Annotated in this window: 8 protein-coding genes; 3 read left to right on the forward strand and 5 right to left on the reverse strand. The window is 63.2% G+C overall.

Annotation, left to right across the window (positions count from 1 at the left end):
* The first annotated feature begins 555 nt into the window (after window positions 1-555).
* Window positions 556-1,347 (forward strand): VOC family protein, encoded by a 792-nt coding sequence (locus GRS80_RS10110; protein WP_160047459.1) that lies wholly within the window; start codon window positions 556-558, stop codon window positions 1,345-1,347.
* Window positions 1,348-1,467: 120 nt separating this feature from the next.
* On the opposite strand, the gene GRS80_RS10115 is transcribed toward GRS80_RS10110, so the two are convergent.
* The 3 genes from GRS80_RS10115 to GRS80_RS10125 form a co-directional block, all read right to left on the reverse strand.
* On the reverse strand, window positions 1,468-2,520 hold the full coding sequence (locus GRS80_RS10115) for a hypothetical protein (RefSeq protein ID WP_160047460.1): 1,053 nt from the start codon (window positions 2,518-2,520) through the stop codon (window positions 1,468-1,470).
* Window positions 2,521-2,649: 129 nt separating this feature from the next.
* On the reverse strand, window positions 2,650-5,340 hold the full coding sequence (locus GRS80_RS10120; RefSeq protein ID WP_160047461.1) for an MMPL family transporter: 2,691 nt from the start codon (window positions 5,338-5,340) through the stop codon (window positions 2,650-2,652).
* Between the two features lie 9 nt (window positions 5,341-5,349).
* Window positions 5,350-6,981: a hypothetical protein gene (locus GRS80_RS10125; RefSeq protein WP_343161524.1), complete on the reverse strand. Its 1,632-nt coding sequence runs from the start codon at window positions 6,979-6,981 to the stop codon at window positions 5,350-5,352.
* Window positions 6,982-7,279: 298 nt separating this feature from the next.
* Here GRS80_RS10125 and GRS80_RS10130 point away from each other — a divergent pair, with 298 nt between their 5' ends.
* Window positions 7,280-7,918 carry a TetR/AcrR family transcriptional regulator gene (locus tag GRS80_RS10130; protein WP_343161525.1) on the forward strand — a complete coding sequence of 213 codons (639 nt, stop codon included), beginning with the start codon at window positions 7,280-7,282 and terminating at the stop codon, window positions 7,916-7,918.
* A gap of 412 nt (window positions 7,919-8,330) precedes the next feature.
* Window positions 8,331-10,808, forward strand: a complete 2,478-nt coding sequence (locus GRS80_RS10135; RefSeq protein WP_160047462.1) for a BGTF surface domain-containing protein — start codon at window positions 8,331-8,333, stop codon at window positions 10,806-10,808.
* A 247-nt stretch (window positions 10,809-11,055) separates the two neighbouring features.
* Here GRS80_RS10135 and GRS80_RS20685 read toward each other — a convergent pair whose 3' ends face one another.
* A complete protein-coding gene (locus GRS80_RS20685; RefSeq protein WP_343161526.1) occupies window positions 11,056-12,657 on the reverse strand; it encodes a PQQ-binding-like beta-propeller repeat protein in 1,602 nt (533 codons plus the stop codon).
* Between the two features lie 385 nt (window positions 12,658-13,042).
* Entirely contained in the window at window positions 13,043-14,137 is a 1,095-nt protein-coding gene (locus GRS80_RS10145; RefSeq protein ID WP_200840365.1) for a hypothetical protein, read from the reverse strand.
* Window positions 14,138-14,929 lie beyond the last annotated feature (792 nt).

Genomic DNA, 14,929 nt, shown 5'->3' on the forward strand with positions numbered 1-14,929 from the left:
TGCGACCGTATCATTATCCGGTAGGACGGCTTTGCTGCTGGACACATCAAATTCGTCCTACCACTTCCTTGTGAAGCCTTCTGCACCACCGCCCAATCTCTAGATTAGCATATATGGCCGGCTCCGTTTGGGACGACGAATCCTGGAACTCTCGCCAGTTCAATGTCGAGAACTGTTCACCGACGGTAGCAGTTATAAAGACAGTCTCTCAAGCTACTGGCAAATGTCCGACCGACCTTCCCCCACTCGCGGATTACACCGAACCAGAAGCACTCGATCAGTTACTCGGGGCCACCGAAGCGGTGACGGTCCAGTTTGAATACGACGGAATCGACGTCCTGATCGTTGGCTCCGGTGTGTCCATCACGGTTTGATGTAACCCCTAATCGTCTCGAAACTCGTTCCGGTCGTCGAACTCCACGCCGTCGAACACCTCCAGGAGGATGGGGCAGCCCGACACGAAGAATCGTAACTCTCGCCCGTTCGGCCGGACTGCGCCGGCCCCAGACCACCGGCTTCGCCACGTTTTTGGCTCGAGCGCGCGTGTCCTCGCCCATGGACGGAACGCTCGACCACGTGATGCTTCGCGTGACTGACCTGGACGAATCTCTCGAGTGGTACCAGACCCACCTGTCCTACGAGGAGAAAGATCGGTACGAGGGTGACGGCTTCACCATCGTCTACCTCGGTCCAGAAGACATGCACGAAGACGGCGCGATGCTCGAGTTGACCCACAACGAGGGCGACGACGACCTCGAGGTCGGCGACGCCTGGGGGCATATCGCGGTTCGCGTTCCCGAAGACGAACTCGAGGAACGCTACCAGCAGCTGATGGACGACGGCGTCGAGGACTATCGCGACCCCGAGTCCTGTGACTACAACTACGCGTTCGTCACAGACCCCGACGGCCACGAGATCGAGATCGTCAAACGCGATTACGGTGCCGAGTGGTCGATCGATCACACGATGATCCGCGTCGAGGACGCCGACGAGGCCCTCGGCTTCTGGACGCGGAAGTTCGAGTACGAACACACCGGTCGCTGGGAGGCCGACACGTTCTCGAACTACTTCGTGAAACCCGAGGGCGCGGCCGACGAAGAGATGGCCGTCGAACTCACCTACAACTACGACGGCCGGAGCTACGAGATGGGCGACGCCTGGGGACACCTCTGTGTCCGCGTCGACGACCTCGAAGACGACTGGGAGCAGCTGCTGACCCGCGAGGTAGCGGACTACCGCGACCCCGAGAGTAACGACCAGATGTACGCCTTTACCAAAGATCAGGACGGCCACGAGATCGAACTGCTCGAGCGCGACCCCGACGCGGAGTCGCTGTTCCCGTTCTAACGTCGTCCGCGGGCGCTTCAGGTCGGGTACGGACCACGGACATCGCCGCCCGATATCGCGTATTCGTTTGGTTCCTGACCGTCCAGTCTCGAGCGACCGGTACTGATGGTTCGAACGCCCTTACTCGAGGACTGGCTCGTCCCACACGACGGATGCCGTTGCTCGGTTTTCGTCGACGTCGATGTCGACGTCGCCGTCGGCGGTGTCGAGATCGGATTCGAGCACCGCTTCGGTCTCGTCGTCGAGGTCGTCGAACGTTGCGGCGAACGCTCCGTTCGTGACCGTCGAATCCGTCGACTCGAGTGAGATAACGATGCTGTTCGTCTCCTCCATCCAGTCCTCGCCGTTCCGGAACTCGGCGGACTTCGCGTGGTCGTAACTTCCGACGACGACGTCTCCGTGTCGGGCGGTCTCGAGGAGGAACTCGAGTTCCTCGTCGATCGCCGTCCCGTCGGATTCGGCGACTGCACCGACGGATTCTCGAACCCCATCCCGGCTGTCGGCGTCGATAAACTGACTGCCGATGATCGCCTCCTCGCTGACCGCGAGTAGCACTTGGGATGACGCCAGGGGATAGCTACTGTCGACCACCCCGTAACACTCGTAGTCGCCGATATCGTCCGTGCGTTCGTACTCGATTTTTGCGTCGGACGTGTCGCTCGGCTCGTCGGTTATCCGCTCGCCGACCTCCGCAACGTCGAGTTCGCCCGTGAGAATCATCGCGTCGTCGACTCGCAACAGCTCGTCGACCGTCGAGTCGAACGATCGAATCTCGACCTCGGCGTCCCCGAAATCGTCCCCGAACTCGATCGTTCCCTCCTTCGCCCCATCTGCGGTGTACGCGATCCCTTCCAGCCCGGTGCCAAACAGTCCGACACCCACCCCGTGGGGAAGCATCTGGAGAGTGCGTATCGGCCGCTTGGGAACGAAGTCAAACGCTTCCCGAGCCAGATCTCTGTCGACAGTCCCGCCGATCATCGCGTTCCTGAAGCCAGCGGTGACGTCCCCGAGTGGCCTCACCGAGTCCCAGCCGACGTACTCGAAGTCGATCCTGCCGTGGTCCGGTTGCATCCATCGTTCGTACCCGCGACTGTCGGTGCCGCCACTGTCGCTGTCGTCGAGTTCGGCCGTGTCCAGACAGCCCGAGACGAGACTGGTCGACGTCGTCGCCATCGTTCCGACTACTCCGAGCACACCGCGGCGGTTTACGCCCATATTAATTCGACCCGCACTATCGTATAAAAACTATGGGCTATTGCCTACGGTGTCGGGGTGGGAAACGTCTGACTCGAGCGATTTCGATCAGGCCCACGGAAGGTGATCGGTCGTTGCGTGTTCGTTCTCGAGGCGGTCCCAGACGACGACCGTCGAGGGGAGGACGAGGATCGAACAGAGCCAGGCGTAGAAGACGCCGAGTGCGAGCAACATCCCGAACTCCATGATCAGCGGGATCAACGCGAAGTACAACACGCCGAGCCCACAGACCGTCGTGAGCATACTCCCGGTGAGCGCACCGCCGGTCCCCCGGACCGTGACGAGCAACGCGTCGTGGGCATCGTTGCCCTCCTCGTACTCGTCGACGAACCGGTGCATGAAGTGGACCGTGTAGTCGACGCCGAGTCCGATCGACACCGAGAGGATCGGCGCATTGATCGGCGTCAGCGGAATGTCGAAAAACCGCATCGACCCCGCGAGCAACGCCACTGACAACAGGACCGGAACGAGGTTGAGCACCCCGTAGATTGCCCGGCCCTCGAGCCACCAGTAGGAGACGATCAGGAAGACCGTCGTGAGGAGAAATGCCGCGAAGAGACTCTGGACGGCGGCGTCGGTCATCTCGTCGATCACCGCCTCGAAGATAACCAGTTGTCCGGTCGCCGTCGCATCCATTCGCATCTCGGATGCAATCTGGCGGCCGTCGGCGACGGCTTCGTCCTGTTCTGCGTCGACGTCGATCGGGATGTCGATGCGCGTCGCACCCCGGTCGGTCGTCAGCCGACTCTCGGCACCGGCGTCGGTGGCGAACAGGTCGTCGTAGACGACGTCGACGTCACGATCCGGGATCCCGTCGCCGCTCGAGTCGTAGCGTTCGACGGTCCTCGCGAACTCGGGATCGGCTGCGCGCTGGGAGTCGATGACCGAGAGGATGCTGTCGGCGTCGGCCTGTCGTCCGTCGGTCTGGAACGCGTCGGGCGGATCCTGGAGCGACCGATCGAGCTCCCGGAGCGCGCCGTCGGACCGGAGGTCGTTGTCCTCGACGTATATGGTCACCGTCCCGTCGAGGCTGATCTCGAAGTCCTCCTCCATGTGCTCGAGGACCTGCATGAAGGTGTACTCGCCGGGAGCGAGCGGTCCGGGGAGGGATTTGTACTGTTCGATTCGATCCTCGTCGGGGAAGAAGGCCTCCTGGTCGAACTCGGTGTCGACGCCGGTGCCGTAGACCGCGGCGCTTCCGCCGACGACGAGCATCGCGACGAGGAACACGGCGGGTGCGACGCGGGCGATCTTGACGCCGATCGGGAGGACGTCGCCGAGAAACGAGTCCTCCTTACCGAGTGGCGAGGTGCCGAACTCGGGGAACCGCGTCCCCTCGCGGAGACGGTCGCAACCGACCTTCCCGGCGGGGAGAAAGACGCCAAACAACAGAAAGGTGAAAACGATTCCCGCCGCGGCGACGAGTCCGAACTCCCGGTTCATCTCGCTGACCATGTTCGCGGCGAAGCTGAAGACCGTCGTGATGGTGACGATCAGCAGGGCGGCCGTAAGCTGGTTCGTCGTGATCCCCATCGACTCCTCGATCGACGCACCGGTGGCCCGCTCCTCGCGATACCGGTTGATGATGTGGATGCCGAAGTCGATCCCGACCGCGAGCAACAGCGGGAAAACGGTGATCAACGAGTCCGAGAACGGGATTCTCGCGAATCCCATGAAGCCGAACGTCCAGATCAGCGTCATCACGAGCGCGGCGACGCCGAGCCCGAGGTCGATCGGATCCCGGTAGGCGACGATCAGGAAGAACATGATCAGGATGATCGCCGCGGGGAAGACGACGATGGCCGTGTCGCCGAGCAACTGGAGGATCTCCTCGTCGAAGATCGCGTCCGCGAAGATGACGACGTTCTCGTCGGTGTCGAAGCCGTCGATGTCGTTCGCGATCTCCTGGGTCTGGAACTGGAGGTGTGCGTTGTCGCTCGTGTCCGCCATCGGCGCGGTGTCGTAGGTGACCGCGATCTGGGCGACGCTGGCCGACGCCGACTTCCGCGTGAAGTCCGTGCTCACGGGTAGTCCCGCCTGCTCGTCGGCGGCTGCGATCGCGGCATCGATCTCGCGCTGGGAGGCGCGATCGATGACCCGATACTGTTCCTCGGGAGTTTCGGCCGTCGGATCGATCTGCTGGGCGGTCAACGACGCCGGACTCGTTGTCGACTCGACGCGCAGTCCATCCTCGTTTTCGACCCGATCCTGGAACTCGAGCATTCGTAACAGGCTCGGCTTCGAGAGGACGTTTCGGTCGTCCTCGACGAACAACTGCGCCGAGTCTCCGCCGGTGTCTCGGCTGTTGTCGCCGAAGTTCTCCTGCATGTCGTCGAACGCCTGTTGGGCCTCCGAATCCTCGGTGAACTGGTCGGTGCCGGCCTCCTGATCGCCGCCGCCAACGAGGGCTCCGCCGAGGAAGACGCCGGTCAGGAGCACGAAGACGACGACGACCGTCCACGGCCGGTTCGTGACGACGGTGTTGATGCGGCGGGTGATGGGGTCGGTATCGGATCGGGAGCGTCCCTGGTCGACGCGGGCCGGAGCGCCGGATTCGCGGTCGCCACGGCTCGAGGGTGCGCGTTTTCTCCCACCGCGGAGCGAGCGGAGAACTCGACGAGGATCGAAACGGTCCCACCGGCTGCCGTGGCGCTCCGGGGACTCACGGTGTGGATCCGTCTCGGGGGATCGATCGCCCGAATCGCTGTCGCTTTGGATCGAACGGTCGGTGTCGGTCATCGGTCGTGGTTACCGTCTCCGAACCCACAGGCCGATGCCGAGTCCGGCGACGGTGAGAGCGGCCATGCCACGGACGACGATCGTTCCGAGGCTCGATCCACCGTCGTCGGAGACGGATTCGACCTCGACGGGGTGTGTGTAGGTGTCCGATACCTCGGTGTCCCCGCGTTCGGTGTCGTACTGGAAGTCGAGTTCGACCGGGTGGGTTTCCGCCGGCGCGTCGTCGTCCGCGGAAACGTCGAAGGTGATCGTGGCGAACTCGCCGGGCTCGAGTTCGGGGACGAACGCCTCGTCGTTGGTTGTCTCGAGCGGGCTGTCGGTATACAGTTTCGCGTCGATGTTCGAGAGCGTCTCCGGACGCTGGTTCGTGATCTCGAGGACGAAATCGGCCGTCTCTCCCTGGCTGACTGTCGCCGCGACGGTCTCGACCGAGAACTCGTCCTGGCGGTCGTCGACGACGACGCGTTCGGAGATCGGGCCGTCAGTAAGCGTCGAGCGATCGCCGCCCGTGTACTCGACGGTGAACCGAAGCTGGCGCGGACCCGCGTCGGCCTGTCCGCTGACGTCCGTCGGGTAGCTAAACTCGACGGTCTCGCCGGGTTCGAACGTGGGGAGGGCGTAGCGGGTGTCCTCGACGTGCAGCGAGTCGCTCATCGGCTCGACGATCAACACGGCGTCGTCGACCGTCCGCGGCCCGTCGTTGGTGATCTCGCCGGTGACGACGCCGTCGTAGCCGACCGAGAGCGTATCCTCCAGGTTCGCGATCGAGAACCGCTGTTCGGCTGCGGGTGCGAGGCTCGCCGTCTCCGGGCGCGCCTCGCGTTCGATCCCCGACTCGTCGCGGTAGCTGACCGCGACCTCGAGGGGCTTGTGGCCCTCGCTGGTCGTCTCCGCGATGTCGACGTCGACCGTCACCGTCGTGCTGTCGCCGGACTCGAGGTCGCCGAGGACCTCCTCGGCCGCCTCGCCGTCGACGACGACCCCGCCGCCGCCGGTGATCGTCGCGCGGGCCTGGGTGGCGGTCTCGGAGCCGATGTTCTCGATCTCGAGGGTCGCCGGCCCGTCACCGCCCGGTTCGACGTCGGTTTCGACGTCGGTGATCTCGAAGCGGGCTTCCTCGGAGACGTCGATCGTGAGGTCGACGCGTTCGCTGCCGGTCCGCTCCTGGGCGGCGTTTCCGCCGTCGGAGACCTGTCGCGTGTAGGAGTAGTCGACCTCGACCGTGATGTCGTACGATCCGGGCTCGAGATCGTCTGGCGCTTCGACCCGCTTCGTCGTCGTTCCGACCTGTCCCTCCTGTACCGATCCCAGCCCGGATTTGTCGGATTTCACGTCGAAGGGGCCGTCGTCGACGACGTCGACGGTGACGCCGCGGGCGATCGTCACTCGATCGCGGTTCGTTCCGAGGCGGAGTTTCCCCTTGTTCTGGACCTGTACCTCGAGGGCCTCCTCGGTCCCGGCGGCGAGCTCTGGTTCGGGGAGGAAGACGTCGATATCTGGCTCACCGCGCGTCAGTTCGCCACCACTTCCACCGGAACTCGGGAGTTCCTGGGCACCGACGCCAGTCACGCCGACGGTCATCCCGAAGACCGCCACGACGAGCACCGCGGTCACGCCGACGGCCCGTCGATCCGGGATCACTGCCGACACCTCACTGTACGGGAATCGCTGGACGAGTCGGAGGAGAGCACGTCCGGACGGGCGCGGTCGGACCGCCGGAACGTATCAGGGACGACGTAGCTCATTATCGTGTATCCTTTCGGTCGGCCTATAGCTTTTGTGATTGAACGTTCAATCACATCGTTTATCCGGGCGTCCCTCGAGACCAGACGTAGAGACGTATGTCAGGCCACTCGCTTCCGTTCCGCCGGGACGGTTCGTCCTCGGTAATCGCCTCGCCCCCGCCCACTCCCGTTCGGCCCACAAACCTGGGATAACCGTGTCGGAGCCGTTCTTCTCGGATCCGGAGGGAACCCGTGAACAGATCCTGGCCGCGACCTACCGGGCGCTCTCGAGACACGGGTACGCCGACCTCACGATCAGCGCGATCGGCGAGGAGTTCGAAAAGAGCCCGTCGCTCGTCTATCGCCACTACGACAGCAAGGACGACCTCGTCCTCGCCTGTCTCTCCTACATGCTCGATCAGTTCGAAACGCGGTTCACCGACGAAGAGATCACCGACCCCCGGTGCCGTCTCGAGTCGTTTCTCGGATGGGGGCTCGTCGAGGACCTCTCGGACGAGGAGGACGAGTTCATCGCGTCGCTCGTCGAACTGCGCTCTCTGGCCGTCCACGACGACGACTACGGCCGTCACTTCAGCCGCAGCGATCGGGTGTTCGAACGCCACCTCGCGACGATCCTTCGGGCGGGGATCGAACACGGCGTCTTCCAGGACCGCGACCCCGACCGCGTCGCCGTCATCCTCAACACCTTGGTGTTCGGGTCGCTGGTGCGTCGGGCGACCCAACAGGATGCGGACCAGCCGTGGATCGAACACGTCCGCGCCGAACTGGCGACGTTTCTCGAGACGCAGGTGTACGCCGACGACGTGGCTGTTCGGCTGTTCGACGACGACTGAGACGGATTGCTGTCCCTGTGTACTGGCACACCTGGAGAACGGGTCCCGGGTTCGGCGGTACCGACTGGCAGTAAACCGTACGAGACGGCCGCTGTGTGTCGTCGCCAGTGTGACCGCGATCCGTGTTGCTGGCTCGCGCGTACCAAAAGAAACAACTAATTCGCCGTCGACGACAGCCGATCGTTCAGCCGTGTACTCGCTCGGTATGCCGGGGCCGGTTCGGCTCAAACTGCGAGTCGTTCGTCGACCATATTGCTAACCGAAACTGGACTGTCCGGAAAGGAAAGCTTATGCTGAGATGATCGGAAGGCCGGAGTACCCCTACCGGGCCCCATCGAGAACCGGCCACAGAGCCGGTGGCCTCTCGATCGGGGGCCGACAGCCCGCGAACCAGCAGATCCAGAGACACACAATGACACGACACTCACGTTCGAATCGCACGACGGCACGGGCGACGTTCCTCGCTGCGATGATGGTCCTCTCGGTCGTCGCGATGTCCTCCGCGTTCGCCGGCGCCGCCGCGGCGTCGGACGGCGTCGAGTACAGCCACGACGACACCTGGCAGGGCCAGGACGTCACGGTCCAGGGTACAGCCATCGAACCGAACACCGCGTACAGCCTCGAGCGCGTCGACGAGTTCGACGGCGACGACGTCTCGAGTACGACGTTCGTCAGGGAGGTCGTCGCCGACGACGACGGCGTCGTCACGATCGACACCGACGACCTCGAGCGCGGCGACTACACGCTCGACGTCGACGGCGTCGAGCCGGTTCGAGAGCACACGTTCTACCTCGACGTCCAGGTTCTCGGCGCATCCGTCGACGCCGACGAGGTCACGAACGCCGGCGACGAGTCGACGACCGACCTCGAGATTGAGTCGAACCGCGGCTTCTACTCCGTCAACGTCAGCGCCAACGGCGACCTCGACGCCGAGGAGCTGTTCGCGATCGTCGCCGACGAGGACGACCTCGAGGAGGCCCTCGAGAGCGAGAACCGCGTGACCGTCGAGGACGACGAACTCGTTCCCGGCGAGAGCCAGTTCGGTCCGTTTGGGGCGTCGTTGTACGCCACAGACGAGGACGACGCAGACGAGACGATCGTCCTCGTCGACACACAGGACACGGAGGAGCCGGTCTCCTTCGCGGACGTCGACGGCGGCGAATACGCGTTCGCGTTCGAATCCGTCGACAGCGCGGCCGCGACCGGCGCGTCGATTACGGTCGCCGACGACGACGTCGGTGCCGCCTTCGACCAGCGCGTCTACACCCAGGCCGCCGGCGACGTCGTCGAGTTCACCGTCGACCTCGAGGACGCCGACAACGCCTACCTCCAGCTCGGCGACGAGAACGCGAACTTCGTCGACGTGTTCTACCTCGAGGATGACGACGACAGCGGCGACGTCACGTTCGTGCTCAACACCCGCACCGCCGGCGCTCCCGGCGCATCCGCGGGCGACGTCGTCCACTCGGAAGACGATATCGTCCAGAGCCTCGTCCACGGCGGCGGCGACGAGGTCGAGTCCGCCGCGTTCTACGCGGACGAGGGCGATCCAGCGAACGAACTCGAGGGCGGCTTCGCCGCGTACCTCGAGGAACTCGAGGTCCTCTCGAGTGGCAACGACGTCGACGAACAGCTAACTCGACCCCTCCAGCCGACGGAGTACAGTCTCACGGCCAGCGCGAACGGCGAGTTCGTCGTCGAGAACGGAGAGTCAGGCGTCGACGACGAGATCGGCTACGCGACGCTCGAACTGGTCCAGCCACGACTCGATGCCGTTAGCACGCACGTCGCACCCGGCGACGCCGCCGACGAAGACGACCTCGAGGAACTTCGCGATCACCTCACCGAGCGCGCGGACGTCGCCGATGGCGACCGGCTGGTGATCGACGCCGAAGCGACTGGCCTCTCCGGCGCGATGGTCGCCCACGAGGGCGACTGGGACGCACTCGAGGACGGCTTCTCGGCGACCACCCTCCACGAGGTCACCGAACTCGAGGGCGAGGGCGTCGTCTTCGACGTCGAGGCTCTCGGCGCGACGGGCAACGAGAACCCGGCCACCCTCGATCTCACGGCCGACGACGAGGACGTCTTCGTCTTCGTCGACCCCGAGGCCGGCGAACTGTTCGTCGTCGTCGACACCGACTCGAGTGCGGCGTTCGACCGCTCGGTCGACTTCGGCGACGAGTTCGCCGTCGACGTCGCCTACGAGACTGACGCCGACGAGCGCTACGAGTTCGGCTCCGGTGCCTTCGACGGCGGTGCGGGCGGCGGGGACGACCCCGCCTTCCCGACGCTGCCCGCCGACGCCGATCAGGCGGTGAGCACGACGGTCGCCGTCGTCGAACCCGCGGCGACGTTCCACAACGTCGACGAGACCGATCACGTCCAGATTGCGGTCGGCGACGACGTCGTGTTGACGGGCGAGACCAACGTCGCGCCCGGCTCGGACGCGATGGTGCGACTCTCCGACGCGGGCGAGACGGCGTCGTTCCTCCTCAACACCGACGCCGAGGTCGAGGCCGACGGCCACCTCGAGACGGACCCATTCGACGTCAGCGAACGGACCGCCGGCGACGAGACGTCGATCCAGCTCCGCGTCGGCACCGAGACGATCACCGTCGCGGACGGCATCTTCGTCGACGTACTCGAGGAGTCGGACGACGAGCCAGTTGAAGGCGACGACGAGCCAGTCGAGAGTGACGACGAACCAGCGGAGGGCGATGACGAACCCGCTGAGACGGACGACGAACCGGTCGAGAGTGACGACGAGCCGGTCGAGTCGGACGACGGACCGACTGAAACCGACGACAGCATTCCCGGATTCGGCGTTGCGGTTGCGCTCGTCGCGTTGCTCGCGGTCGCGTTGGTGGCGATTCGTCGGCAGGGTTAACAGCTACACCCAACCTCTCGGTTCTTCCCGAAGCATACTATTCGTGGATCGATCGACGGACAGGTTGTGGTCAGTTTTGGAATCGGGATGACAACGACTGGTTTGATCGCACTCTCACAACTCGAGGCCCGAAACGTTGTCTTGGCAGACGACGATAACTTGGGCAACCCGGCACCACTCGACACATCGGAGTCGAGGTACCGGGGTTAGTGAATATTCGTCCGTCGGTTTCGCTCGAGCCCAGCTGTCAATTGAAGAGATGCCCGCGCAATAACGTGTAATCTCCACCAGTAACGGTAACGCCGTCGATCTCGTTGTCGCCGTCGATGAGCCTCCCGCGGAGGATCGTTAGATCGGCACCTGTCACCTGATCGCTGTCATCGGCGCTGAGAGTCGCAACTGCGTCGTAGACGTCGTCATCGACTGGTGGATCATCAGTCCCATCGTCGTCTCCACCACTGTCGGGCATCACACCCATCCACTCGTGGTGATGCCCAAGCGTACCCAGGTGGATTCGTGAGTCCACGCTGTTGCCGTTCTCGGGGTCGGCTACGACGGTTGGTGACGAGCGGCCTACCCCATCGTCCGTAGACCACAACTTATCGCCCGTATCGGCGTCAATCGCGAACAATCCCCCGGGACTGATACCCACGTATAGCGTCCCATCGTACACAGTGGGCGAAGACCAGACTGGACTGTCGTCAGGATTAGTGAAGGTCCACTGGTGCTCGCCCGTCGCTGCGTCGACGGCGTATACGTCACCATCGTTGGATATGTCTTTGTATTCGTGATGTCCTTCACCGACGAAGACTGTTCCATCGGAGACGGTCGGTGACGACGTGACCGGTGCATCTGGTTCGGAAAAGGTCCACTCGTGATCCCCCGTTGTCGCGTCGGCGGCGTGCAAGGCGCCGGTGTGAGTCGAGGTGTTGCCCTCACCGAAGTAGACGATTCCGTCGACCACGGTCGGCGACGACTGAACTCCCTGGATTTTATCCGTGACCGACCACTGTTCATCGCCCGTGTCGGCGTCGAACGCGTACAGACCCGAATGGTCTACGCCGACGTAGACGGTGTCGTCGACCACGGTCGGCGACGCGCTGATCCGTCCCGTCGCTGGCTGGACGGACCACTCCTCGTCACCCGTTTCGGCGTCGAGCGCGTAAAGGTGACTGTCGTGGGAGCCGACGTAAACGGTTCCGTCGACTACGTGAGGCGAGGATTGGACGCGGTCTTCGACCTCGTCGAACTCCCAGACCAGATCTCCGGTTTCCGCATCGATTGCGAACACCGAGTAATCCCACCCATCGGTCGCAGATCCGCCACCCTCGCCCACGTAGACTGTTCCGTCGACCACGGTAGGAGAGGACCACACCCAGTCACCGGGATCCGTGAAGGACCAGATTTCGTCGCCGGTGGTCGCGTCGACCGCATAGAGCGTCGCGTCATCGTCTTCGTCGCCGTTGTCACCGGCGTAGAGGATCCCATCGACTACGGTCGGTGACGACCACGAACTCCCTTCCGTCGGAAACGTCCACACGTGGTCTCCTGTCGTCGCGTCGTACGCGTTGTAGCTGAGTGAGGTTCCGACGTACACGAGCGGTCCGTTGCTCGCGGTCGCCGTCACATTTCCGCCCGCGCTCGCCGTTCCCGACACCGTTCCCAGGCCGACCAGTCCAGCTACAGCCGTCTGCAACATCGTTCGGCGGTCCATCCTGGGGTCACCTATCGATGACGCTTTCGCTCGGTCTCCAGTTGCCGCACCACTCCGCTCGGACGCCGTGCCATCGTCGCCCTCCCCACACGCTTCTATTTCCGCCCCATCACGTCGACTATTTGAAATAGCCATGTTCAAAATCTGCCAGAGATCTCTTATAATTCTTCAGTAAGGATCGGGTAAGCGAGTAGGTTACTTTCGACTCATTAGCATACTCCGGTGACTCGAGAAACCGCCGGAAAACGGCTGCAACTCAGGAAAGTCGGTCAGCGACGAACCAGTTCCTCATACGGATTACTGTTGCTTTTCACCGATGCGATCGCCGCCCGGATCGCGGTCTCACCGGAACTGATCGACAGTAACCCGTTTCTGCGAGCATACTCCCTGCCCCCTAATCTCCGTTACTCCCCAGCTATGTGTGGATGAACGAAACACCTAGATCAGCGAACAATTGTCGCGGGACGTTACTGTTCGACGGGCGGAGGCAATCGACCGACCATCCGTCGCTCCCTCGAGTCTAGGATCGATCGAGCAGATAGCCACGCAACAGCGTGAGATCCGATCCGGTCACCGTGACGCCGTCAATCTCGTTGTTGCCGTCGATGAGCCTGCCACGGAGAATCGTCAGATCCGCACCGGTCACGCGGTCGTCGTCTGTGCCGCTGAGGCTGGCAACTGCGTCGTACACCGCGTCGTCGACTGGCGGATCGTCGCTCACGTAGACGACGTCGTCGATGGACGTTGGACACTTCTCAGGAACCACGTTTCGTGGATCGTTGCCGTTGCCGGACTTGAAGTTCACGGTTCCGTCGCCGTACGTGTTCCACCCACCGTAGAACTCGTCGTCCCACTCGGTGTCGCGGACGTCGATCCGGCTTCCCTCCTCGTTCGCGCCGGCGACGAACGAGTAGTGGTGGCCGTTCATCGCAAACTGACACCCATCGACGTCGACGGGGCCGGGTGACCACGCCCAGAGCCCCCTTCCGCGGCGGTACTCGCGGTCGTCGGTGACGGCGGCGACGCAGTTCTCGAGGTTCCCATCGGCGACCCGGTACTGGGACACCCAGGAGTTTGCGGCGTAACAGTCGCGTAAGGCGACCGTCCCGCCGCGTCCCCAGTCGGTACCCGGCGCGGAACAGTAGAACGCGTTGTCGCTCATCTCCTGGACGTTCACCCGGTCGATCTCGAGGTGGCCGTCGTGGTCGGGGTCGACCCAGACCCCGGTCGCGCCTTTCTCCTCGTAGACGGAGCCATCGCCGAGGTAGACGTTCTCGATGCGGGAGGTGCCGCCGTCGGTGTCGGCGACCCCGAGGACCGTGGCGTTGCCCATGTCGACTTCCCCTTCGACCGCGACGTTTCGGATCGTCCAGTCGGATTGTTTCGCGACGATCGTCACGCCGGCACCGGGTGCGGTGACGTCGAACAGCGTGTTCTCGAGGGTGTCGCCCGCGTCGATCTCGTGGACGTGGCGGGTTCCCTTCTCGACGGTGACGGTATCGTAACTCGACGCCGTGGCGGTGGTGGTCGCGCTCGCCCCGAGGACGGTTGCGCCGAGTCCCGCCAGATACGTCCGCCGACCGATTCGCTCTGTGTGCCCCCGTTTCGACGACATACTGTCATCGGATCACGACGAACGTGTAAGAGCTACCGACAGTCATCAGTCTGTGAAACTCGTTCGTGATTGAATTATTCTCGCGGAAGCTATTCGATGAACGCTCGAGTAGGTCCCGATTTCTCCACGACTCCTAGGAAATCCTGACTTTCATTACAGGAATTAAACAAGTTGATAAGCAGTGGTTACTAACGCTTCGGTGGCGGGGACGGATGGGGTACCGCCCTGCTCTCCCGCGTTTCGCCGATCCCCGCCGTAGTGGGTAGGGGTACCAGGGCGAGCTACCGTTAACCATCCGCCTTTCGGTGATAGTACCAGTCGTCTCTTGTCACAAACTCGTAACTGGTACTCCCTGCGGTTTTCAGAGAATACTGGCCGGTGTGGATTGGCGAGGTCACTGTACTGGTTGTTCCATGGTGAGGTCACTGTTGTCTTGGCCCGTGGTATGGACACCGTTACCCCCCTACCCCGCGGTGGGGACGCCGTTTCCCCGGCCGGGTCACGAAGGGTCGACGTTCCTCGAGCCGATCCGGTCCGGTTCGAGCCCGTCCGATCGAGTTCGAGAAGTCAGACAATTGGTGTATGTACGCCGTACCAGTTCGTAAAAACCCAGTATTACCGTCCCCGTGATACGAACTCGAGCGATCTCGTGGTCACGCTCGAATCGGCCTCGAGTAACCCAGGGCACGGAAAATCCCGGAGACGAATTTCGTCGTCGGGTGGAAACACCTCATTACGTATTCGATACCAATCATATGATTTGCAGAGAAAGACAACAAACTATATAAGACA

It is taken from the genome of Natrialba sp. INN-245 (genome assembly GCF_009807105.1).
GTDB lineage: Archaea > Halobacteriota > Halobacteria > Halobacteriales > Natrialbaceae > Natrarchaeobius > Natrarchaeobius swarupiae.

Coding starts and splice junctions, on each gene's coding strand:
- GRS80_RS10110 (WP_160047459.1), top strand. CDS start 556: ATGGACGGAACGCTCGACCACGTGATGCTTCGCGTGACTGACCTGGAC.
- GRS80_RS10115 (WP_160047460.1), bottom strand. CDS start 2,520: ATGGCGACGACGTCGACCAGTCTCGTCTCGGGCTGTCTGGACACGGCC.
- GRS80_RS10120 (WP_160047461.1), bottom strand. CDS start 5,340: ATGACCGACACCGACCGTTCGATCCAAAGCGACAGCGATTCGGGCGAT.
- GRS80_RS10135 (WP_160047462.1), top strand. CDS start 8,331: ATGACACGACACTCACGTTCGAATCGCACGACGGCACGGGCGACGTTC.
- GRS80_RS20685 (WP_343161526.1), bottom strand. CDS start 12,657: ATGGCTATTTCAAATAGTCGACGTGATGGGGCGGAAATAGAAGCGTGT.
- GRS80_RS10145 (WP_200840365.1), bottom strand. CDS start 14,137: ATGTCGTCGAAACGGGGGCACACAGAGCGAATCGGTCGGCGGACGTAT.